Source organism: Lacinutrix sp. C3R15 (assembly GCF_018860825.1).
In the GTDB taxonomy this organism is placed as follows: Bacteria; Bacteroidota; Bacteroidia; order Flavobacteriales; family Flavobacteriaceae; genus Oceanihabitans.
The window spans coordinates 146,205-170,596 of record NZ_JAHKPZ010000036.1; the positions used below are offsets into that span (position 1 = coordinate 146,205).

Consider the following 24,392-nt stretch of genomic DNA (forward strand, 5'->3'; position numbering starts at 1 on the left):
TATTAGGTTGATATGTCTTTAATTTTCTGCATCAAAAAAGCTAATACTTAGCATTAATACAACTTTTTTCAAAGTTACTATTTATATTTAATGCTAGGATTGAAGAGGATAAATTTCATAACAAAAAACATAGTTTTTGTATCATTTGTTATTTTTTAAATCTATCTATAACTACAAATACTCGTTTTGATTAAAATTTAAAGCAAGGAGCACTAAATTATTTTAAAGAGTTGGTATTATTTAAATTATTCCAAAATGGAATAAAATACCCAATTCTATTCTTTTTTATTAAATAAGATAACAGAAATATCTTAAAATTAACAAAAAACAAAGTAACGTTTATTAATAGTACGTTTAGCAACACTTTATTAAACTAATAATTAGTTTTTTTGCAGTTATGCAAATAGGTAGAATATACAAGGTGTTGGTTTTACTTTTTATTGTTTCTTTTTCTAGATATACCACTAATTAAAAAAGTGACACTAAGTATTAATAAAAATATTTTAAACCAAGCGCTGTCAATATATATATATCAGTAAACTCAATAATTAGGTAAATAACAAAGAAACAGGCCGAAAGAAATAAGTATTTATTTGAGTTTTCCATATATTATTTTTTTTATAAACATGTTAGAATACGTAATTAATTATCTAATCTAAATTTCTCGGGTAATTGATCTGTAGACGTAATACCTTGAAGGTATATTTGATCTATAAATAAATTTCTTACAGCTAAATTAGCACCTATAGCAAATTTTTTGTGCCAAAATGCTGTAGGTATATTAGAGAGACCAGTAGCTTCAACAGCATATAATATTTCTCTAGTATCAATATCGAAAAAAGTAATATATAATGAAATAAATGCTTTCAGTTTTCCTTCACTAAAGTTTTCATTAAAATTAGCAATATTAATAACCATTCCAATGCCATTCTTTTCTTTTAAGCTATAGCCTTTAATTATGGTTTTAATGTCTGAAAAAGAAAGACAATAGTTTTTATCGATTACAAAGTTATCCATATTCATAGCTTTATAATTGCTAAATATATCTGTACCTTTTAACATGCCTGGTTTTTTCATCCAGCGTTGCAGATCTTTAACTGTAATTAATTTATTAAAGTAATCGTTAAAATGATCTGCTTTATCATCTAATATCGATTTTCCGTTACCAAGATTTTTCCTGTCTATTAATTTGCTATACGTGATGTCAACTCCGTAATAAATTATATGGTCAGCTATATGTACTTCATTTGCACGATCTCCATAAAATCTAGCATGTGTTTTGCTTAAATTTTTTGTTCTCCAATTGTTATCCTTACAGTCTAATTCTCCGATAGTGTCATCAAAAATAAATTTAATGTTTTCTTTATCGGATGTGTTTTTTGGGTTAAGACCTATTAATTCATTTTTTAACTGATTCGCTTTCTCATAATCTTCTTCTTTTACAGCCAATTCTATTGCCGTTTTAAGTTCTATGGCTTTTTTGTATTTAGCTGCAAGTTCATATTTTTCGCTAGTTGCTGCCTTAATTTTAAGCTCTTCTAATTGTGAAATATTTTTATCGTCAAAAGTTTGAGCATAAAATAAGTTTGTACCAAAAATGAATAGTGTTAAGAGTATTTGTTTAATCATTTTTAAATAAATTTTTAACAAGAATTATAATTCGTTAAAATGCGCTAATGTATATAAGGATTAAATTTAGCAAATAATAATGGAATAGAAAATCTGAGAGGATTTTTGTAAGTAGGCTAGAACTAGCTATAAAATATATAGAGTGTTGTACCTAGTTATTAATTTACGCATCCATAAGATTCATCTTCCAAAATATTTTTTCTTTTTATTAATCGGTTTAATGTTCCTTTTCTTCGAAAATATCCTGTATTTACATCGATTAATCTGTCTATTATTCTATCATTTATTTTATTTATAAATAGGAATCTCTGGTTGTAGAACCGCTTGATGTATAAGTAACCAAAAGGGCTTTTTTGTTATCTTTAGTGGTTACAAGTCGCCGCTCTACGCCAGCATCAAATACTTTGTAAGGGACTACAAGCCATAACGAATTGTTATTAAAACAACCTTCAGCTTAATATGTGAAAGTATTTTTGTTGTGGTTATAAGAGTACTAAGTTTAAGTACGGAAAGTAAAGAAAGAAAAGAAAACTAGTATTGTTTTATTGTAAGCTTTAAATGGATTAGAGAGTATGTAATGATTAAAAAAAACATAAAAAAACATCGTTAAGACGAATCTTAACGATGTTTTTAGAATTTAAAAATAGTATCTACTATTTTTTTATTGTATTATAAGTTTTAAATTTCCTTGACCAGCATTGTTTTCTATACTAATAAAATAGACTCCTGAAGCTACTGAAGATAAATCAAAAGTTTTATTATTTAATTCTGCAGCAGAATTTAAATAATAACTTTTAATTACTTCACCAGAAACACTTTGTATGTGCATTACAGATTTACCAATAGCATTTGTGCTAGATATATGAAATATTCCAGTAGTTGGATTAGGATATGCTAATAATTCATACGTAGATGTGTTATTTATTTCCTCTATACCAAGTGTTCCTTGTATTAAAGGTGTATTACTAAAGTTTATAAGTTGACCATCTATAACATATTGGGCTTTAAAGCCATCGTCGCAGTCATCACAAGTAACTCCAGTAACACAATTAGGATTGTTTGGGTGACAATAATCTTGGTAAGTTGGGTCAAATCTATAGCTAAAATCTACAGTGCCATTAGCAATCTGTGATGTCATGTCAATAATATCAGGAGGAGAAATAGCTCCAGGGCACCATCCGGCTCTGCTGTAGGTCCATGTGCCTAGTTGTCCTGTGCAGTTATCAGGATTTGGATTACATGTATTCCATAAATTTTGCGTATAATTTGGTACACCATCAACATCTATATAATGCGTAGCGTTATAAAATTCTGCAGCATTGCTTGTATTGTTACTTCCCCAACCATGACCTGTAGTAGATAAGCGTAAGTGAGAACTTAAAATGTTAGAATTGTAAGTGTAGTTTATTACATCAACTGGTTGTAAATTGCTAGGGTCTCCAAAATCCCATGATCCGTCCCACAATTCATCGATGTTTGAATATAAGTAGGTTGGAGTACCTTGTATAAAGTCAAAATCTAAAGATATTTGCCAACCTCCCGTTCCGTAAGTCTGAATATACATTCTAAATTCTACTTCTCCTTGAAGCAAGCTAGCGTAATCTGTTAAATCTATGGTGTGATTACAACCAACTCCATAAGGTGTGATATAACGAATGATTTGTATCCAGTTACCATCAGGTCCCATTACATCAATGTTAGCTCTACGATCCCAATCATCACAATCTCCATCATCAGACGGACATTCTACAGTTAAATTTGCAATAATTTGATTGTAGCTACCAATATGCTGAGGTAAGGTATGTGAACCATAATAAAACTGACTATTCTCAGTACCAATTTCTATTACCACGTCTTCCATTGTTTGCACATTTTGAGTGTTAATAACATTAGTAACATTTATATTTCTTGTAATTGTAGTACTGTTGCCGTTAGTACCAAATGCCGTTATATTTACAGTTTTTGTACCATATGATGTTGGTGTCCATAGACCATAATGTAAACCTTCTTCTCCAACAACGGTTATAGGGTTTCCATCAACTGAAATTTCTACGTAATCTATTGTCATAAAATCTGGCTCTTCTATTGAAGATGTTACATAGATAGGATATGCATAAAAAGAAGGCATATCTAAAGAATAGTCTTCCGTTAGTCGTGTTGAAACTGTAGGGTAATATGTGCTAAGGTCTAAAACTTCAAATTGTTGATATGCTTCAGCGGGATAATAATTAGTATCACCTGCTTGTTCGGCTTTTAAGGTAACCGTCCCTGGTGCACCAGTTAAAGTCACAGTGTTACCACTGATTGTTGCAGGTCCAGATTCAACGCTATAAGTAATGTCTGTTAAACCAGAGCTTGCTGAAGCTGAAATAGCAAAAGGTGGAGCCGTAGAACTTTTATTTTCTACAGGATCAAAGGCTATGGTTTGATTTTCTTGCGTAGATCCCGTAGAACTTTCATAAAAAATAAGTTCTGCTGTATGGGTATTATCTGTTGCATCACTATTATTTGATGTGTATACAACTTTTACATATCTTGCAGATACAGCTCCGAAAGTTATATTTTTCTGTGCTACATCTGAAAGGTCTGCCCAAACAAAATCACCTACACTTTCAGGATTTCCCCACGTTGATCCATCAGTACTAAGATAAATTTCATATCCAACGGCTTTTCTTTCTAGGTTATTTGCATTAGGTGTGTAGCCAAATCCATTTACATCATAAGTTGCTCCTAAATCAACTTCAACATATGCCGGTAGTGAAAATCCACCAGCATTATAAATAGCCCAATAGGTAGAAGTGTTTCCGTCAAAAGCGTTTGTTACAGGTGTACTGTTGTTATCACTACTGTATGCTTCTACCGAATAGTTTGATTGATCAATTTGTTGTGCGAACATATTAGCTGAAAAAGCCAAGAGAAAGCATAATAAAGGGGTAAATATTTTAGTCATAATTAGGGTTAATTTGTTATAAAAAAAAGCTAAATATATTGAAAATAGCACCTTTTTTTTGTTAAAAACATGAAAAATGACTTGTGTTGTGATGGTATTTGTAGATATAGTAAATAAATGCCCTTATATTATTGTATCTACAATTTTTGGTAAAAATAATGAGACTAATTAAATTTTAATTTTTTTAAGTTTTGTAATAAATGAGCTTTATATTTCGAATTGATTTTATTTCTATTCGTTTTAAGCGACTAAATTCCATTAAGTCTTCTTCAAAGTCCTCATAAAATTCTTTAGTTGCTTCATTCATTTTAGAACTTCCTTCTGTTCTTTTGTTCCTTCCATTTAAAACTTTCTGAATGCCTTTAATGCTAGCGTAGCTAAGTAATCAATTATTTTAATCATAATAGGTGTTAAAGTTTGAAATCTAGGAGGTATGTTAACTATGTTTTGGGTGAGATTTTTATAGAAATCCGAGACATATAATCTAAAGGAGTGTTAGAGTAAGCTTTCCAGTTTTTAGCTAAAAAATAATCAAAAAAGATATCAACTATTACACCACTAAAATAACCATAACCTTTATGCAATATTTTGTTACACCTTATAAAAATAGAATGTGCATCTGTATAAGTGTCTATATGGCGATGTAAAATTATATTGTGATCCTACAGAGCATTTTCCCTATAATCCAGGACCTTTTAAGGGCATTTGGGGAGATTTAGCAAACATTAACAAGTAAGCTTAATAAAGCAATGAATTATACACATCTTAAGTTTGTCTTTTAATGATTTTGTAAAGTCTCAAATACAATTTTCCAAGAATTATCTGATTGTCTTTTCCAATTGACAATATAAGTTCCAACATTCTTGATAGTATCAGCACTTTCTTTATTAATAAATATTTCGTTAAAAGTATTATACGAAATAGCCATATCTTCTGATGGTATGATGGTAGGTCTTCCACGATGAATGAGTTTTACGTCATATTTAGCGTAAATCTTTTCCCATTGTATTATTAAGGAATCTTTAGTCAAATGTTGAATAGGTGAATCAGGATAGATGGCTGTATAATTGTCAGCATAAAATTCAATCCAATCGTAATCAAATCTTTCATAAACGGAATAAAGACTATCCACTTGTTTTGTTATTAGTGCAGTAAGTTCTGAATCAGAAGTTTTTGATACAAGTTCTGTTTTTTTGTCAATTTTACACCCAATTAAAATACAAAATAATATGACCATTAATAACGAAAGTGATTTTAAATTTTTCATATTGATTAGTTTTAATTGCGTATAAAGCATCTGATTATTAGGTTGTTGTGTGTTTGTGTAACTAATTTAGCAAAAATAAATGAACCAGAGGGAATTTGTAGGATTTTACGAGTAGATAAAAACTAGCAATGCTTTATGAACGTTGTTCTAGCATGTTTTATTTCTACTTTTAACTAAAATTAGACTAAAACCAATTAGAGTTATCGCATATCCAATAATAAGTCGATAAGGCAAGGGGATGATATGCCATAAAATTAGATTAGCGATTAAAATAATTACTATTCCTGTTTTATTATTATGAAAGTAATTAAAGCTTAAAATTAATAAGCCAAGATTGAAAACTTTAGAGCTTGGTCCTATGGTCATAAAAGGTTTCCAAATTGATGGAACTTTTGAAATATGATTAGTGAATTCATTACGCATTTCTTCATTAGGAAAGCTCCACCAAATGAAGTCCAATACACACATTCCAATAATACAAGTAATCCCTATTAAAGTTAAAGGAATTCCAAATAGGCTAAAGATTTTTTTAGGGAAAGAAACAACTTGAGGAATTAGTAATACTACTCCAACTAACAAAAACCAATGCGCAAAATCAATTGGTTCTTGAGCATACACAAAATCATTTCCTTTTGACATTATAATCTGACCAATTAGAAATAAAACCAATCCCATTATAAAGCATGTTTTGTATGCCAATTCCGTTTTATTTTTGAGTTTTTCAGTCATGTTCATTGGTTTTTCTGAAATGTACTATAAGGGTCTAGTGCATGATTTCGTTACGTTTTTAAGTACTAAAGTTAGTAAATAAATCACAGATAGAAAGTCTTCGAGAATTTTTACAAGTTGGCTATAAATTTTGTTCAGTTCTGTGAGACCTAGATATCGGTTTTAAGTTGTTGAAAACTAAGTAGAGTGCCCTTTCCTAAATCAGTTCTTATGAATAAAGATAAAAAAATATGGTATAGACATTAGTAAAAATGTCTTTGATGTGTATTGCAAAACGATAGGACACACCCAATTAAAAAATGATGAAAAAAGCTTTAAAAGCATTTTAAAATCATTTCCTAAAACAGCTATAGTTGTTATGGAGGCAACAGGCTATTATTTTTGTTAGTAAACGATTATTATTCTTTATTTTAATCACGCAGCGTTATTGTGCAATATATTCTGCAAAGGGTACTACTGCTTATGAGTTATAACAGTATAACTTTTTAACAGAAGTATTTTAATTTTTCATTGATTCAAATCAACTTTCTATTGATTATATTTGAATACTACAGATAGAATAGACACTTTTGATTTTTCTAATTAGCTTCCATTTAAATGTATCTTAGTATAATGAATAAAAAAATCTTAAATAAAAAAGCTTCTCGTTTTTTTGAGACAACATTTATCTTTTTATTTTGGATATTACTATTTATTTTACCGCTTTTTTATCAATGGATTAATAGTCATGCTATTCGATGGAATGTGTTGTTTAACGTTTGGATTGATTACTTACCACTGTTGACTATATTCTGTGTAAACAGATTTGTATTAACTCCTTTGTTATTATTTAAAAATAAGAAGTTTCTATATCTATTATCGGTAATTATAGTCATTGGGCTAACTGTAATTGGTTCAATTTCCTTTCGTGAAGAATTGCCTTCTCAAAGTATAAATCCGCAACAAAAGCGCGTGGGACTTCAATTTCCAAATTCAACTAAAACAGTTCATCCACAAAGGGGTTTTGAACCACGAGCTGATGACGGAACCTATCCGCCATATGTTAATTTAATCCTGTTATCGATATTGTTGGTTGGTTTTGATACAGGCATGAAAACCTCTGTAAAATGGGCGGAAATACAACAACAAAAGGCAGAAGTAGAAAAAGAAAACATTAAAAATGAATTGGCTTTTTTACGCAATCAGGTGAGTCCCCATTTTTTAATGAATACCCTTAATAATATTCACGCCTTGGTGGATTTTGACACCAAAGAAGCCAAACGTAGCATTGGAAAATTATCTGTTTTAATGCGTCATTTGTTATATGAATCTAGCGATAAACCGATACCATTAACCAAAGAAATTAAATTTATAGAGAGTTATGTAGAGCTTATGAAATTGCGTTTTCATGAAGATGTTAAGATTCAATTGAATTTGCCTGAAAATCCGCCAAAAATTTCTATTCCAACATTATTATTTACTAATATACTAGAGAACGCCTTTAAATATGGTATTAGTTATGAGCAGAACTCGTTTGTAGATATTAACCTAAGTATTCATGAAAATGAACTTCAATTTACCATTCAAAACAGTGTACACGAAAAATTAAAATCCGTTGAAAAATCAGGAATTGGTATAAAAAATACTGAGAAGCGTTTAAGGTTATTATATAATGACGCCTACGTATTTACATATACAGAGCATGAAAATATATATATTGCAACTATAAAAATACCAATATGATAACTTGCATAGCTGTAGACGACGAGCCTTTAGCGCTTAGACAAATTGTGTCTTATATAGAGCAAACGCCTTTTCTTCAACTTAAAGGGAAATTTACCAATGTATTAGGGGTTAGTGGTTTTTTAAAAGAAAACCCTGTTGATTTATTGTTTTTGGATATTCATATGTCTGATTTAAACGGCATGGAGTTGGCTAAATCTTTAGAACATCCTCCAAGAATAATTTTCACCACGGCTTATAGTGAATATGCTATTGATGGTTATAAAGTAAATGCCGTAGATTATTTACTAAAACCTATTGAATATGTTGATTTTTTAATGGCATCCAATAAAGCAGCAGATGTAATTAATAAAGAAAGACAGTTTGCAACCGAAATCAAAAAGAAGGATGAGTTTTTATTTATAAAATCTGGTCAGCAACATATTCGAATCCATTTTAAAGACATTAAATACCTCGAAGCGCAAAAAGAGTATGTTTCTATAAATTTAATACATGATGAACCTGTAAAAACCTTAGTTCGCCTTAAAAATATAGAAGCAATTTTACCCAAGGAGCATTTTATGCGTATTCATCGTTCTTTTATTGTTAACCTCAATCACATTGTTACCGTCGAGCGGAATAGAATCATTTATAACCAAAAAGAGTCTATTGTAGTTAGTGATACGTATCAGGAAGCTTTTAAAAGGTTTTTGAATACTAATTTCTTTAACTAAAATTTCATTGATAGAAAATGCCCTTCTATTGATTTTGTTCTTTTTTCAATATATAAATACAGATCTTTGATGTAGATTATATTTAAGATTATGAAAACGTGTATAAAAAGGAGGTTTGCAACATTAAGTATCTGCTTATCCATAGGATATTCTGCAGTAGCACAAATAACATATCCTATTGTAGATACAGGTGTTCAAACGTTTTATAGTAATAATAGTGTTGTTTCAGAACCCAATAAAGGCGATGCATTTTATGGACAAGATGCCAACTATAACGGAAACCAACCCTCATATGCTAATAATGGTGATGGCACGATAACAGATAACATTACAGGCTTGATGTGGCAACAGGATATGGGAGGCAAAATGACACTGGAAGAAGCCATAGAAAAAGCAAAAAAATCTACCTTAGGAGGTTATAACGACTGGAGAGTACCCACAATCAAAGAGTTGTATTCTTTAATTCTGTTTACTGGTCAGGTTAAAGGTGCAAAATCCAACAAGCTATTTATTGATATTAATTATTTTAATCAACCTTTGGGAGATACAAGCCTTGGAGAACGTGAAATTGATGCGCAAACGTGGTCTTCAACAGTATATGTTGGGAAAACCATGAGAAATGATGCCACAATATTCGGAGTTAATTTTATTGATGGACGAATAAAAGGCTATCCTAAAGTTAATAAAAGAAAACGAACAGCAAATGCTATGTATTTCCGTATGGTTAGAGGAAATACAGACTACGGAAAAAATAATTTTATCGATAATGGAGATGGTACCGTAAGTGATTACGCAACCGGACTAATGTGGCAAAAAGCAGATGATGGTAAAGCAAGAGATTGGGAAGCATCTTTAGCCTATTCAGAAGATTTAGAGCTTGCAGGTCATACAGATTGGCGTTTGCCTAATGCCAAAGAATTACAAAGTATAGTAGAGTATTCTAGATCGCCACAAACCACAAATTCTCCTGCAATAGACCCTGTTTTTTCTACAACTGAAATTAAAGATCCAGAAGGAAAATCTGGCCAATATCCGTTCTTCTGGACGAGTACAACGCATTTAGATGGTGTAAACCCAGCATCTGGAGCTGTCTATATCGCCTTTGGCGAAGGTCAAGGAAAAATGAGAAACCAGTTGATGGATGTACACGGAGCAGGATGTCAAAGAAGTGATCCTAAAAGTGGTAATAAAAATCAGTATCCAAAATATTTTGGTCCGCAAGGCGATGTACGCTATGTGTACAATTATGTGAGAAGCGTACGTAATATTAAAATGTAATTTTTCGTTTACTGAAGCTTTAAAAGTAGACTTTGCCTTAAAACTATAATCTTAATTGCTTTTCATTGATTGCATACCAAATTCTATTGATACCTTTTTTTTAAAACACTTTGATTAATGACCTTTGAATTATAAATAATAACTTAAAACAAAATATATGAATTTTAAATATTTAAAAATAACATTGAGTCTACTGGGTCTTTTTTCTATTATCTCTTGTTCAGATGATGATGCTAATACAGCTGAGAGCAGTGAAGATGGAGGAGGAGATACAGTAATTACAGAGCTTACGTATACTATTGTAGACACAGGCGTCTCAGATTTTTATAGCAATGATGCTATCCTATCAGAACCCAATGAAGGCGACGCTTTTTATGGTCAAGATGCCACATATAATGGAAATCAGCCTTCGTATACAGATAACGGAGATGGTACAGTAACCGATAATGTTACCGGGTTAATGTGGCAACAAGATATGGGTGATAAGATGTCTTATGCAGATGCTGTAGTATTGGTAGAAGATTTTAATTTAGGAGATTATTCCGATTGGAGAATACCAACGATTAAAGAGCTATATTCTTTAGCTAATTTTACAGGACGTTGTTTTGGTGATGATGCTGTAGATATGTTTATTGATGTTAATTATTTTGACCAACCTATAGGAGATGAGTCTATAGGAGAACGAGAGATTGATGGGCAAACTTGGTCTATTACTGAATATGTAGGACTTACCATGAATGGAGATGAAGCGGTTTTTGGATATAATTTTGTGGATGGTCGATTAAAAGGGTATCCAAAATATGATCCTGAAACAGGAGCACCAAATACTATGTATTTTAGAATGGTAAGAGGAAATGAAGCTTATGGTGAAAATAATTTTACAGATAATGGAGATGGCACCATTACAGATCATGCCACAGGATTAATGTGGCAACAAGCAGATAATGGTGAAACTTACGATTGGGAAAATGGCTTAGCTTATGCAGAATCACTAAGCTTGGGAGGTCATGATGATTGGAGAATGCCTAATGCTAAAGAAATACAGAGTATTGTAGACTATACAAGGTCGCCACAAACCACAAATTCTCCTGCTATTGATCCCTTATTTACATGTACACCAATTTTAGATTATAACGGTAATTCTGGGCAATACGGTTATTATTGGGCAAGCTCTCCTTTACAAGACGGACCAACACCTTATACCGATGCCGTCTATTTTTGTTTTGGAGAAGCTGAAGGCGAAATGAACGGTCAATTATTAGATGTACATGGTGCAGGAGCACAACGTAACGACCCGAAAGCGGGTAGCACAGATGATTTTCCTGATACATTTGGTCCACAAGGCGATATAAGAAAGGTGTATAATTTTATAAGATGTGTACGAGACGCTAACTAGTTTTTTAAAAAATAAAGATGAAAATAAGATGTTTAAATATAGCGTTATTCCTCGTTATATTGTGTGTCGTTTGTGCTTGTGAATAGGATGAGGTATAACGTAGTGAAGCAGAAATAGATATGGGGTTAATATCTAATATTACAGAAGGTTATGTGTTATATTCCTATATAGGAGATAAAACGACGCATCTTATTGATTCTTTAGGAGTAGATGTAAAAACATGGTCGTCTTCCTAATATATAGTTCTTTGGGAGTTATTATTTTTCATAAAACAAGAACTTATTGCTTTTAGGAAAATTACCAAGTGTAGATAATAGATCGTTTTCTACAGGTGGTCTTGTTGTAGGAGTGATAGGGTAACTTGATAATAATAATCATGTTCATTGGTTTTCTCAAATGACTATAATGTGTTTGTATAAGGTTAATTGCTTTGATAAGTAACTAAGTTAACAAATAAAAACCTAAAAGAAAATCCGGATAGATTTTTGTAAGTAGGCGAGTAGCAAGCAATAAATTATATATAGTGTTACCCACAACCTTTATTGTAATTCCTCACATTGAAACCCGTCTATTTTAAGGTGAAAGCATACTAGTTTATTTATGTTTTTATTACTTTTTATCCTTAAAATTCTGTCACAATCCTCTAAATCAAAAGTCCAAATACAGGAAGGTATAATAGCTCTAAGTATCGAGTTAACAATACGAATATCTTGTGGTTCTATAGAAGTCTTAAAAATGTACATATTCATAGATGTATTTTTTTATGTAATGGTTTAAGTATGTTGTGGTCAATATAAAATGTGCCAAATGGAATACAGCAAGCAATCAAAACTTTACAAGTGGTTGTTCTAAATTTCCATTTATACTCCGTTCCAATACTTAGTGTATTGAAAACAAAAAGTAAAAATAGTATACCGTGAATAGGACCTAAAATTGTAGATGGTGTCGTAATTCCGTAAAATTGCTTCAGCGGAACGGTTATAAAAACCAGAACAAGTAAGGAAAGTCCTTCTAGAAGAGCCAATACTCTTAGCCTACCAATATTTGAATTAAAAAAGGATATCATCTAAAATGGTCTTATATATGGTCTGTTAGCTAATGGAGAAAATGGCCAAGGAATAGCTATGCATATAAGGAGTAAAGCCAGTGAAAAATAAACAAGCATTGTTTTAAATTTTTCTACATCTGTTTTTTTTCTTTTTGCTTTTGCTGAACCTATTGTGATAACAACTATGGCTACCATCATAAAAATAGAATGAAAAAGACCAAAAAAAGTTAACTCCCATTCCAAAATTAAAGTTTTAAAATCAGAGAAATAATATGTAATAATCGGACTTTTTGTATAAACTAGTATTCCTATTATAAGTTGTATGTGAGCTATAGTTGCTGTCCAATGTCTAACTGTATTGTCTAGGTTAGAAAAGATAGATTGCGACTTGTAGCCTCTATAGGCTCTAAATATGGCGTAACATAATGTTAAAAGAACAAGCCACCTAAATACCGAATGAAGTGTTAAAATAGTTGAATACATAAACTTTAAATTTGAAGCTACAAATGTCTATGTTTATCTAAATAAGAAATAGAAATTTTTATGCTATACTTAGGATTTTTCAATCATTTTTCTAAATTCTGTGGGCGAGATGTTTTCATTTTTTTTAAAGAACCTCGTAAAGTAAGAGGCGTCTAAATATCCCATTTCATAAGAGATTTCACTAATCGATAAATTAGATTGATAGAGTAGGTATTTAATTTCAATAAGTTTAGCTTCGTTTATGATTTCAGAAGCAGATTTAGAAGTGATGGTTTTTACAGATTTATTTAAATGATTAGGGCTAATATTCATCATTTTAGCAAAGTCGGTTACTTTTAAATTCTCTTTAGCTTTTTTGTGAGCCAATAACCGAAATTGAGAAGTGATTTGGTATGATGCTTTATGACTAACTAAATTACTTTCACCAAATATTATTTTCAATTCGGTAAGTAATGTATATAAGTATGAATGAATAATATCTGGATTTGGGGTTTCGTCTCCTTTAAATTCAAAAGTCAACCTTTCTAAAATTCTTAAAATAGATTTTTTTGAAAATAAGCTAGATACCTTTATGATTGGATGACTTCCTGTGTTTAGAAATTCAAAGTCAGAAATTAATGAGCGATTTCCAAACTTTCCAATGAGTATATTTGGATGAAAATGACACGTAAACCCTTTGAGGTTTTTAGAAATTTGTTCTGTAGAGAAAACGGCTCCAGCTTGAAGCACTACAATAGTATTTGGTGTAATCGTGTATTTTTTAAAACCAATTTTAGTTTTGTATGAACCTTCTGTTACAAAAATTATGGTATGACTTTCTTCTTTTGAAGGATTAATTGGTTTGAGTACACTTTCAATCAAATCCTCATTTTTTAAACAAAAGAAATCTTCCACGCTTTTTTTAAAAAGCTTGTCTAATTCAGGACTTTCGTTAAAGTATTTTTTTCGAAAATCTACAGAATTGTATGTTTTTATTTCAGATTGCATTTGTTTGATGAGGCAGGATGTTTTGTATAATAATTGTTGTGTTTAGCGCAGCACTATGCGGGCAGCAGCGACAAGTTTTTCATTATCTTCTTAGTTGCAAATTACTAAGAGCTGTGTGCGACTCAGAAGAACAAACGTTACGTATTGTTGCGATAACTAAAATAGTAATTTTTAAGTACTAAACATTCTTAAATTATAGAAAACCTATGATTATTTTGCTTTGTGAGTAGTAGTACTTTTTATTCAATTAAAAGATTGTCTAAATGCAATAGGGGAGACATTAGTTTTACTTTTAAACAGTTTACTAAATGAAGCAGGATATTCAAAGCCTAATTCAAAAGCAATTTCACTCACGCTTAATTCTGTAGTTGATAATTTCTCTTTGGCTTTTTCAATTATCTTATTCTGAATGTGCTGTTGTGTACTTTGTCCACTATTTATTTTTAATAGGCTACTTAAATAATTAGGAGAAAGATTTAAATCATTTGCAATTTGAATGACCGTAGGAATTCCATTCATAAGTGTTTCACTATTATTAAAATAGTTATTTAGTATTTGTTCTAGTTTTATAAGAATTTGATGATTACTAATTTTTCTTGTAATAAATTGTCGTTCATAATAACGTTCTGCATAATTGAGTAATAATTCAATTTGTGAAATGATAATATTCTGACTGAATTTGTCAATATTAGATTGATATTCTCTCTGTATATTTTTTAAAATGTCAATGATAATATGCTCTTCTTTTTCAGAAAGGAAAAGTGCTTCATTAACAGCATAACCAAAGAAATCATATTTTTTAATAGATTTAGCTAAAGGTGTATTCCAAAAAAAGTCTGGATGGATAAGAAGAAGCCACCCAGACGCATTTACTTTAATGTTCTGATTTATTGTAATTGTCAACATTTGTTTTGGAGCAATAAATGAAAATACCCCTTCATCAAAATCATATTTTTGTTGTCCGTAATTAAATTTCTCACTTACATTTCGTTTTAAACCAATAGAATAAAAATCCTGCATCCATTTAATTTTATCAGAATCTGTAGGGTAATTAACTTTGCTATAGTCTACTAAACTAATCAATGGATGTTCTGGTTTAGGTAAATTACTATAGTTATGAAATTCACTTATAGATTTAAATTGATGTATCGTTTTCATTATTTAAATGTATGAATTAATTTTCTTTATGTAGCACCATTCCTGCGTGATAAAGGATTCCATTTCTGAATTCTCCATCTGCTGTGAATCCTGTATCGTCTTTATAGTCAATATGATTTCCTGTTATTTGATAACTTCCTTGATAAGCACTTTTTTTATTTCCTCTCGCTTCGTCATATCGATTGTTTGGCAATAATTCGTGACGGATATTTCCATCTTTTGTTACCCACATTCCAATATATTGTTTTGATGCTTCTATCGTCATTTGCTTGAAAAATTTAATTTTTAAACCCTGTAGAGGTTCCTAAAGTTCTATTTTCTTTCATCGCTTTCTGAATTGTCTCTATTTTTAATTTAGCATAATGATAAGCATCGTCTCCCATAAAAAAATGTACAGGAGGATTTTCTTGTTTACTTAAAGCGATTAATACTTCAGCTCCTTTTTCGGGGTCATTAGGTTGATTTCCATCAATCTCTTTTAAATGTGCTTGTTCCATTTCACGAGCAGATTTATATTCATCAATAGGATTGTTAGGTGTTTTAACAGAACCTGCTGATAAAAAGTTGGTTCTAAAATAACCAGGATATACTAAGGTTGTGTGTACACCAAATGATTTCATTTCTTCGGCTAATGCCTCTGTAAAACCTGCAACAGCAAATTTTGTAGAACAATAAATGCCAAAACCTGCAAAATTACCTGTATAACCACCTATAGAAGCTATATTAAAAATATGTCCAGATTTTTGTTTGCGTAAATATTGTGAAGCATTTCTAATGACGTTTAGAGAGCCAAACACATTTACTTTAAAATTACCTATCACTTCTTCTTCAGTAAGCTCTTCTAATGTTCCTATTTGACTGTAACCTGCGTTGTTAACTAAAACATCAATGCTACCAAAATGACTAATCGTAATTTCAATAGCTTTCTTGACATTTTTATTTTCTGTTAGATCCATTTCAATTGGTAAGAAATTTTCATTTTCTTCTCCAATTTCTTTAATTAAAGATTGTTTGTTTCTTGAGGTAGCGGCAACATTATACCCTTGTAAAAGAAGCTTTTTTGTTAATATTAATCCTAAACCTTTTGATGCTCCTGTAATAAACCATACTTTTTTTGTGTTCATATTCTTTGATTTTAATTGATGATACAAAATTGGTTCATTAAAGTGTTTTTCACTTTTCCAAATCTAAGAATGGTATAGTCAAATCTACCTTATCTGGTGATTTTTGGTCATATTTACTGTTAAAGAGATTGTTTATGGTTTCTTGTGTGGTTAAGTAATAATTACTGACAAAGAAAATTAGCGAGGATTTCCTAAGTAGGCTTGTACTAGCAATAAATTATACACGTTGTAGTGCTTTCGTTTTTATTCTATTTTAACCCAAGTCTGTATGTAATTTGTTCCGTCTTTAGTAAAGTCTAATGTAAGATTTTGTTGCACATCATCTACTTCAAATTCAAATGTAAATTCATCAGATTCTTCATCAGTAAATATTATCGATTGGTTGTTTAATTCAACTTCAAAAACACCAATATTTACTACATCTTGTGAATCTGTATAAGTTAAAAATCCTATAGTATCTTTGATGTTATCGTCTAGATTGAACTCTAAAAATTCACAACACTTTGGAGTCATATCTGAAATAGAGCCATTAATGATTTCATCTTGGATTTCCCATCGACCTAATAAACCGGTAGCTTCAAGGTTGTCAAAAGAAGATGGGTCATCACTTTCACATTGAAAAGCCATTAAAAACGGCGCTAAAATAATAAACCTTAGATATTTCATAATTCTAATTTTTATCAAATTTAACTTAATTCAATGCTAGTAATTAATGCTTATAGTTTTAAATGATTAACATAAAGTTAATTTTTAATCCTTATTTCAGGATGGGGCAGTATTGCAGACAATGGTAAACTGTATGAGTAGTGGCAGAGGGCGTGGGTCTTTCCTGCTCAAAACACTACGTAGTTTGACAGGGATAGGATTCTCGATGTTTAGCACTTTACCAGCTTTTACTTATACAAAATGTTAGCCTCCGTTATTTATTTTTAAGTTCCTCGATTCTTTTCTTGTAAAAATCGCTGCCACTTAATTCAAAAGCCTTAGTAATATATTTAATTGCATTAGTAAAGTCGCCTTGTGTTTCATAGTAATCAGCCATAGAATCATAAGCATTTGCGCTTTCAGGATAATACTCAGTGGCAAGTTCAAAGTACATTTTCGCCTTTTCAGGTTGTTGCATATCCATATTCATATAACCTGACATATTTAAAAGTTCTTCCGGATAAGGTGGCTTAGAATAACCAAAATGTTTTTTGAGCTTCTTTTCTCTGTATTTTATAATACTAAAAAGCTCCTCTTTTGTCGTATCAAATGAATTTATTTTATCAGTATTTTCCATTTGATACCATTCAAAAAGTGAAATTAACCCGTCCATGATAGATGGAAAAGGAATTGTACCATGTATATCTCTGGGGTAAAATTTCCATTCAAAAGATAATCCGTTTTTGGTATTTTGTTTTACCATGTTTGAAAAGGCAATATTAGAACGGGAAAACAATGTAAAATCTGTTGTATCCTGCATTACATTGTCTATTGTTATTTGCGAGTTTTGCATATGTAATTGTCCACTTAACGACATAAATAAAGCTTTGTTTTTGTAATTCTGGGTAGCAATTATTTTTTTTGCATCTTTCAATAGCTTTTGGTCGTCCCAATCCAGGCTTGGGTCGATGGCTAAATAGTTAGCAAATAAATCAGGTTGATTAATTAGTGTGGAAATAGTAAACAAACCTCCATATGAATGACCAATCAGCGTTCTGTAATTGGTAATCGGATATTTGTTTTCTACAAAAGGAATAAGTTCTGTCTCAATGAACTTCCTGAAATTGTAAGCCTCTCCGTTTTTTTCGCTAAAAGGCATTCCGTATTTAGTAGTTATAATTGAAGTGGTTAGGTCTCTTACTCTATGTGTCTCATTCGAGATACCGACCATTACCATTTCTGGTGTAAAACCACCACTATAAAAATTTTGCACATCATTTACTATAGGAAGAAACATTTCTCCATCTAAAATAAATACTACAGGGTATTTTTGACTTTTCTCAGGAGTATAACTGGCAGGCAATTGCACATAAATTTGTCTTGACTCGTCTAATATTTTGGAATAGAGACTATCTAAAACACCTACTTTGTGTAAAAACTTTTGATCTTGGTTTTCTTGAGCTTTTACAAATTGTTGAAAGAAAATAATGAATCCTACTATCAATACTATTTTTAATTCTTTGGACATGTTATTGTCTTTTTATTATTCTTATTTTGGTTTTCATAATGCACCACGGTTTTGTATATAGTTAATTATGTGGTTTAAGTACTAAAGTTAGCAAATAAATCACAGATAGAAAGTCTGTGGGTACTCTTGTAAGTAGGCAAGAAGCCAACAATAAATTATATACGGCTTTTGAGTAGTTATTTTTCCACCTGCTTTTGAACCCAATCCATTAGGAGGTCTTTATTAATTGCATCCCAAGTTGACTGCGTATTCTTTATTTCTGATAGATTGTCTTCGGGTTGTAAAACAATTAATTCTATATTTTTATTTCCAGCCAGTTCCAACTCAGCTAAAAAGCCAACTATATCTGTCGAGTTATTCTCGTATAAGGTTCTTAATTGTTTTGTAAGCTTATATTTTATTGCTGGTTCTATATATGCTAAAACTGCATAGTCTTTGTAAATCTTAATATTTTCATTTTTTTCATCAAAATAGCTATATGATGAGAAGTTGTAATAATTTTCCGGATTAGTTTTTGGTGTTCCTTTCAAGTTAGTTTCCAATAGATAGTTTATAAATTTTGGTTCCCACAGGTTAATTCGGTTTATTCTTATATCACGTTTGTGTTGATACCATTTTCTTGTAAAATCCATCGTAAAATTGCAAATGACAATACCTTTTATTTGAAGTCGAAATTTGAAGTCGTTTTCTTTCACGAATTTAATATATCGCATGGCTCTATGTCCAACTAAACTTGCTCCTAAAAAGAAAATGTTGTTATTTGGTAACTGATATTTATCAAAGACTTCTTGAATAAGCTTGTGCGTAGAAATCATGGATGATTTAGAAAAGTAAAAATCTAGAGGAATTTTGGTTGAAACGGACAATACTGCAAAGTCTTTTTCTGATGCTTGCGTATACAACTGCTTTGCGCTATTGTTCTTTTTGTCATACTTTGAATCTTCAAGGAAAATGAGCACACCTTTTATGTTCTTATTTTCAGGAAGCATTAGCGTATACCCTTTTTGAATAAAAGGTAAAAAATCATTTTCTCCTATACCAATTCTTATGCTGTCATTTTTTGTTGGTTCGTAGTACTCAACCATTTTCTGTGAAAAAGATTTTGTACTAAAAATAGTCATGAAGAGTAAAAACAATACCTTTAAAAGTAATTTCATTATCGTTAGTTTTTAATTACGCAAACGTGTTTTTGAAAGGAACGTTGCGGGTTTGTGTACGAGGATTTTTAGACATAGTAAATCAAATGATTAAATGTATGAATTTAAACGGCTTTAATTTAATTCAGTTCTTTGTTAGGCACTGGCAATTTTTTAGTTCAAATTTTCTAAAAAGTCAATTAATGGTAAAATTCCGTTATTATTTTCTTTTTTTCTTTTTTCTATAGAATAATACATAACGCAAATCATTAAAACTGTGAAAACAACGTGAATAATTATCCTTAGAGTTATTGATACATTAAATTTTTGTAAAACATCAATGTAGCCTATATTTATTCCTAATACTAATAGAAATGTATAGAACCACATATATCTTGATGTAGTTAACATTCGTTGCTTTAGTTTATGAATAAGGTTTTTTATATACTTATGATTATTTAATTCAGCATCATAGCTTATTAAGCTATACTTACTTCTATAAGATTGGATTAGTATCATTATCATACCAAAACCAATTATGAGGATAGATATTAAATAATAAATATTTGAGAGTATAGGAAGTAATGTTGCTAAAACTATTATCGTAACTGGAACAGCAACGAGTAAAATGGTTCTTTCTAATTTTCCTTTCTTTTCAATTTTGTTTAAATGAGTAATCAACTTACCTAAATCTAAAGGTGTCGACTTTTCTTCTTTCCAAAGGTTTTGCCAATTTGTAATATCTTTCTCCATAATTATTTGAGTTTTTTACTCAATATTTTTTTAATTCTATTTATTCTAACTCCAACATTCGAAGTTTTTAATCCTGTTATATTTGAAATGTCGTCATAACTACAATTCTCTAATAATAACCCTATAATTATTCTATCTATTTCTTTAAGTAATGAAATGGCTTTATAGAGTTTTTTTACTTTTTGTTCTTTATCAGTTGAGTTCAAAATCTCAATTTCGTAATGAGGAATATTGGGTTGATATTCTATCTCTTTTTTTTTTAATTTGGTTTTTCGATTTAGAGTTAAGAGTGCTGTGTTTGTTGTGATTCGGTAAATCCAAGTATCTATATTACTCTCATTTCTAAAGGTGTCTAAATTATTCCAAACTTTTATAAGAACTTCTTGAAATAAATCATCAGCATCCGTTTTATTTCCCATAAACCCTAAACAAAGCCTATAAACTTTATCCTTTGAATGTTTATAGACTTGTTTAAATTTTTGTTCTTTATTCTTCATAATTTATAAATGCTTCAACTGAATTAATAAACCATTTAGGTTCGTCCAACATTATAAAGTGTTTTGCTGTTTCTGCAACTATAATTTGGCAATTGTCTGCTTTTGAAAATTGATTTTTATAGTTTGCTTGAACTATTTCTTTTGATATTCCGTAATCTTTTGCTCCATACCAACTTCCAAATAAAAGGATAGGTATTTTTACTTTTTCAATACCATCTCTTAAGTCTGTTGTCATAAGTTCAAACATTGCTTGTGCCATTGTATTTCTGTCTGATTGCATAGACCATTTATTCGCTAACTGAATATTTGTGGAATCAGTTATCATAGTTGGCATTGTCATTTTTTGTTGTTGAATAAATAGACTATCAGAAGTTGATAGCATCATTTCTTTCATCATTTTTGCTTGTGGAAGAACATTTTCTACGGTTGCATTTGGGTTATAAGCCGAAGACATAAAAGGATATGAGTCAACAATTATAATCTTTTTCAATAATTTAGGTTGAGAACTTGCAATTGAAAGTGATAAAAAACCACCCAAACTATGTCCAATTAATATTGGTTTTTCATTGAGTTCATCCTGAACATACTTTATAATTTCGTTTTCAATAATTGGTAAGTAACCATTTTCGAGTGAAATTGCACTTTGATTAGCAAATCCTGCTAAAGTCAAAATATGACATTCAAAATTTTTCTCTAATGTATCTGTTGTTTCTTCCCATACTTTACCAGAAGATGCCAATCCTGGAATTAAAATTATCGGTTTCCCTTGCCCTTTAATTTCAATATTGAAAGAATATTTTTCAGATTGACAGTAAGTTGTTGTTTGATAAAAAAAGATGACTAATAGAATTGCTAATTTTTTCATTGTAAATGTTTTTATGATTTACTCTTTAGATTAGCAAAAGGTAATTTTATTACACTTTTTCAATTATTTTTTTTATTTATTTCGATTTTTAAGGTTTCGTGAGTGCTTGTGCCTAACGTGTTTGTATATGGTTTGTTGCGTGTTTTAAGCACTAAAGTTAGTAAATAAAAACCGAATAGAAAATCCGAAAGAATTTTCGCAAATAGGCTAGAACTAGCAATAAATTATATACGGTGTTGTAACCAGTTTTTATTGGTTTCTTCTTGTCATTTCATCTTGTGTGATATAACCATCTTTGTTTTTGTCTCTATTCTGAAAATTTTCTTTTAGATTTCCTTTAGCTTCAGATTTTGATATTTTTCCATCATTGTTTGTGTCCATTCTTTTGAGTATATTCGTGAAACTTGGAGGCGTGTTTTCATTTGTTTTTTCTTCCCTTTGTCGTGGTTGGTTTTGCCTTTGCTGTGTTTGGTTTCTTCCTCCTCCAATTTTAAAATCGTTACTTGGTGTTCCCATAAAACATCTGCTAGCAGAAGGAAACTCATCTGACACTACATAATAATATGTTCCGTTTGGAAATTCTGGTGTTACTCCAGTTCTTCCGTTACATTCATCTAAATCACCATAGTTATTTTGGTATTCGTAATCACGCACATATTTTCCAGAATATGTTCCGTTTGGTGCAGAAATACCATCTCCAGGTCGTTCTCCTTTTTTTAATGTGTAACTAGATTTTAATTGAACAACCTTACTCTTTGCATCCATTGGGTCTTCATAACCCATTTTATAATACATAGGAAATCCGTCTGCTGCCCAACCCACTAAAGTCATTTTGTTTTTATCAAAATCAGCAACCAATCCTGTTGGTGTTCCATGATAGTGATACTCGCCATTTGGTTGAACGTGAGCGTTGTTATAGTCTTCACCTAAGTTCACTTCTTCACTTAAAGGTTCAAGTGTCCATTCATGATTAGGTTCATTTGTTTCTATGTTTCTAAAATATTCGTTGGCAGAAGGCTCAAATTTCACTCCATTAATAGCAACACCAAATACATAACTTGGTCTTCCTTTATCAATTCCTAAATCATAAACATAGGTGATTTTGTTCGCTAATGTTGGTGTTAAATCAATAGTATATTCTTTGTTTTGTTCTGTAATTGTGTTTGGATTTCCTTTTGTGGGAAATTGACCAACAGTATGATTTGGAATAGCATTGGATTTTATAATTCGAACATCATTTTTTTTATCTTCTGTTATAGAAACTTTGTTTTGAAGTAATAGTTTTTCCTTGGAAGAGTTCTTTATTTCTGGCAAGTGTTCATTATTGTGCGAATGAGATATGCCGTTATGACTATGAACCTCATTTTCTAGCGGTAATACCATCAAATCTTTAGCGTATAAAACTGTGCCCACATAGTTTTTGCGAATTTCGGTAGATGTAGCTTCTTTATCAACATTTGTAAAGTTGAAATGTGTTAATACCAAGTTTTCAACATTAGCCTCTTTAGCCATTTGCGAACTTTCTACTAAATTTACGTGTGCTTTTTCTTTAGTTTTAGTACCGCTTCTATCGTTGTTACTTCTTGTAGCATTTCTTTTTTTTCCTAATTCAATAGCTCCACCAGAATCCATAATTAAATAATCGGCATTGTTAGCCAAAATAGGTAAGGATTTGGAGTATGTTAAATCTCCAGAAATTACAATAGATTCACCACCTACATCAAAACGATAGGCTAAGGTTTCAATCGTGTGGTTTACAGCAGTGTATGTGATTTTTATATCTCCAATATAAAGTGGAGAGTTTCCTGTCAAGTTTTTAGCTGCATAGTTGGACTTTACACTTTTTAAACTTCTTCCAGATTTTGATAATCTATACTCAATATCTTCTTTATAAATATCAATAATATTATCAATTATTGACGTTGTTTGTTTTGGGCCAGCAATAGTTGTTTTATTTCTGCCAAGTAGCGACTGAATAAAAATAGGGGCAAACTCCTCATTATGGTCTAAATGATGATGTGTAAAAAGAAAACCATCAATGTCTTTAATTTTGGTGTTAATTTTATGGAGGTTGGCTTGAGTACCATTTCCCATATCTACTAAAATTTTAGTGTTCTTGTAGGATATCAATACAGAAGGACCCGAACGTTCTGTATTAAATTTAGGTGAGCCAGAGCCAATTATTGTTGCCGTTAAATGGTTATTATTTTCTTGTGCAAAAAGTTTAGAGCCTAAGCAAACCATCATTAATATTAAGTATTTTATCATTTTAAATATTTTGTTTGTTAGACACTTTTTTTTCTAAATGGTTTAATTTAAAAAGGAAGTAAATTCAGACAGGTTTAGTTAAATTGGTTACAACGTTGTTGTGTATGATTAGTGGCGTGTTTAAGCACCTAATTTAGTAAATAAAAACTAAATATAAAATCCGCGAGGATTTTCGTAAGTAGGCGAGAACCAGCCATTAATTATACACGGCTTAAG

Annotated in this window: 22 protein-coding genes; 4 read left to right on the forward strand and 18 right to left on the reverse strand. The window is 30.6% G+C overall.

The window, feature by feature from the left end; translation table 11 throughout:
• Positions 1–642: 642 nt before the first annotated feature.
• The 4 genes from KO494_RS14675 to KO494_RS14690 form a co-directional block, all read right to left on the reverse strand.
• Entirely contained in the window at positions 643–1,629 is a 987-nt protein-coding gene (locus tag KO494_RS14675; protein ID WP_215968366.1) for a hypothetical protein, read from the reverse strand.
• Positions 1,630–2,290: 661 nt separating this feature from the next.
• Positions 2,291–4,579, reverse strand: coding sequence for a discoidin domain-containing protein (locus KO494_RS14680; protein WP_215968367.1), 2,289 nt, complete (start codon positions 4,577–4,579; stop codon positions 2,291–2,293).
• 778 nt (positions 4,580–5,357) lie between these two features.
• Positions 5,358–5,846 carry a hypothetical protein gene (locus tag KO494_RS14685; protein WP_215968368.1) on the reverse strand — a complete coding sequence of 163 codons (489 nt, stop codon included), beginning with the start codon at positions 5,844–5,846 and terminating at the stop codon, positions 5,358–5,360.
• Positions 5,847–5,993: 147 nt separating this feature from the next.
• Positions 5,994–6,575: a hypothetical protein gene (locus tag KO494_RS14690; RefSeq protein WP_215968369.1), complete on the reverse strand. Its 582-nt coding sequence runs from the start codon at positions 6,573–6,575 to the stop codon at positions 5,994–5,996.
• Between the two features lie 612 nt (positions 6,576–7,187).
• On the opposite strand from KO494_RS14690, the gene KO494_RS14695 reads away from it, so the two are divergent.
• The 4 genes from KO494_RS14695 to KO494_RS14710 all read left to right on the forward strand — a co-directional run bounded on the left by KO494_RS14695 (position 7,188) and on the right by KO494_RS14710 (position 11,684).
• Positions 7,188–8,297 (forward strand): sensor histidine kinase, encoded by a 1,110-nt coding sequence (locus tag KO494_RS14695; protein ID WP_215968370.1) that lies wholly within the window; start codon positions 7,188–7,190, stop codon positions 8,295–8,297.
• Positions 8,294–9,010 (forward strand): LytTR family DNA-binding domain-containing protein, encoded by a 717-nt coding sequence (locus tag KO494_RS14700; protein WP_215968371.1) that lies wholly within the window; start codon positions 8,294–8,296, stop codon positions 9,008–9,010. Before KO494_RS14695 ends, KO494_RS14700 begins: the two co-directional genes overlap by 4 nt.
• Before the next feature lie 90 nt (positions 9,011–9,100).
• On the forward strand, positions 9,101–10,288 hold the full coding sequence (locus tag KO494_RS14705; RefSeq protein WP_215968372.1) for a DUF1566 domain-containing protein: 1,188 nt from the start codon (positions 9,101–9,103) through the stop codon (positions 10,286–10,288).
• 157 nt (positions 10,289–10,445) lie between these two features.
• A complete protein-coding gene (locus KO494_RS14710; protein WP_215968373.1) occupies positions 10,446–11,684 on the forward strand; it encodes a DUF1566 domain-containing protein in 1,239 nt (412 codons plus the stop codon).
• Positions 11,685–12,223: 539 nt separating this feature from the next.
• On the opposite strand, the gene KO494_RS14715 is transcribed toward KO494_RS14710, so the two are convergent.
• The 14 genes from KO494_RS14715 to KO494_RS14780 all read right to left on the reverse strand — a co-directional run bounded on the left by KO494_RS14715 (position 12,224) and on the right by KO494_RS14780 (position 24,176).
• A complete protein-coding gene (locus tag KO494_RS14715) occupies positions 12,224–12,433 on the reverse strand; it encodes a hypothetical protein (RefSeq protein ID WP_215968374.1) in 210 nt (69 codons plus the stop codon).
• Positions 12,430–12,750, reverse strand: a complete 321-nt coding sequence (locus KO494_RS14720) for a DUF3817 domain-containing protein (RefSeq protein WP_215968375.1) — start codon at positions 12,748–12,750, stop codon at positions 12,430–12,432. The genes KO494_RS14715 and KO494_RS14720 overlap by 4 nt, the downstream gene beginning before the upstream one ends.
• Positions 12,751–13,215: a hypothetical protein gene (locus tag KO494_RS14725; RefSeq protein WP_215968376.1), complete on the reverse strand. Its 465-nt coding sequence runs from the start codon at positions 13,213–13,215 to the stop codon at positions 12,751–12,753.
• A 69-nt stretch (positions 13,216–13,284) separates the two neighbouring features.
• Positions 13,285–14,202 (reverse strand): AraC family transcriptional regulator, encoded by a 918-nt coding sequence (locus KO494_RS14730; RefSeq protein ID WP_215968377.1) that lies wholly within the window; start codon positions 14,200–14,202, stop codon positions 13,285–13,287.
• 243 nt (positions 14,203–14,445) lie between these two features.
• Complete coding sequence (locus KO494_RS14735) at positions 14,446–15,360, reverse strand: AraC family transcriptional regulator (RefSeq protein ID WP_215968378.1); 915 nt, start codon at positions 15,358–15,360, stop codon at positions 14,446–14,448.
• Positions 15,361–15,376: 16 nt separating this feature from the next.
• Positions 15,377–15,625, reverse strand: a complete 249-nt coding sequence (locus KO494_RS14740; RefSeq protein ID WP_256447839.1) for an Atu4866 domain-containing protein — start codon at positions 15,623–15,625, stop codon at positions 15,377–15,379.
• A 13-nt stretch (positions 15,626–15,638) separates the two neighbouring features.
• Positions 15,639–16,484 carry an SDR family oxidoreductase gene (locus KO494_RS14745; protein WP_215968380.1) on the reverse strand — a complete coding sequence of 282 codons (846 nt, stop codon included), beginning with the start codon at positions 16,482–16,484 and terminating at the stop codon, positions 15,639–15,641.
• Positions 16,485–16,727: 243 nt separating this feature from the next.
• A complete protein-coding gene (locus KO494_RS14750) occupies positions 16,728–17,150 on the reverse strand; it encodes a hypothetical protein (protein WP_215968381.1) in 423 nt (140 codons plus the stop codon).
• Positions 17,151–17,403: 253 nt separating this feature from the next.
• The gene (locus tag KO494_RS14755; RefSeq protein WP_215968382.1) at positions 17,404–18,657 is read right to left on the reverse strand and encodes an alpha/beta hydrolase-fold protein; all 1,254 of its coding nucleotides are present in this window, start codon (positions 18,655–18,657) and stop codon (positions 17,404–17,406) included.
• A gap of 176 nt (positions 18,658–18,833) precedes the next feature.
• Positions 18,834–19,814, reverse strand: a complete 981-nt coding sequence (locus KO494_RS14760) for a hypothetical protein (protein WP_215968383.1) — start codon at positions 19,812–19,814, stop codon at positions 18,834–18,836.
• A 153-nt stretch (positions 19,815–19,967) separates the two neighbouring features.
• The gene (locus KO494_RS14765; RefSeq protein ID WP_215968384.1) at positions 19,968–20,546 is read right to left on the reverse strand and encodes a hypothetical protein; all 579 of its coding nucleotides are present in this window, start codon (positions 20,544–20,546) and stop codon (positions 19,968–19,970) included.
• A gap of 2 nt (positions 20,547–20,548) precedes the next feature.
• Positions 20,549–21,043 (reverse strand): RNA polymerase sigma factor, encoded by a 495-nt coding sequence (locus tag KO494_RS14770; RefSeq protein ID WP_215968385.1) that lies wholly within the window; start codon positions 21,041–21,043, stop codon positions 20,549–20,551.
• A complete protein-coding gene (locus KO494_RS14775; RefSeq protein WP_215968386.1) occupies positions 21,033–21,908 on the reverse strand; it encodes an alpha/beta fold hydrolase in 876 nt (291 codons plus the stop codon). The genes KO494_RS14770 and KO494_RS14775 overlap by 11 nt, the downstream gene beginning before the upstream one ends.
• 249 nt (positions 21,909–22,157) lie before the next feature.
• Positions 22,158–24,176, reverse strand: coding sequence for a YHYH protein (locus tag KO494_RS14780; protein WP_215968387.1), 2,019 nt, complete (start codon positions 24,174–24,176; stop codon positions 22,158–22,160).
• Positions 24,177–24,392 lie beyond the last annotated feature (216 nt).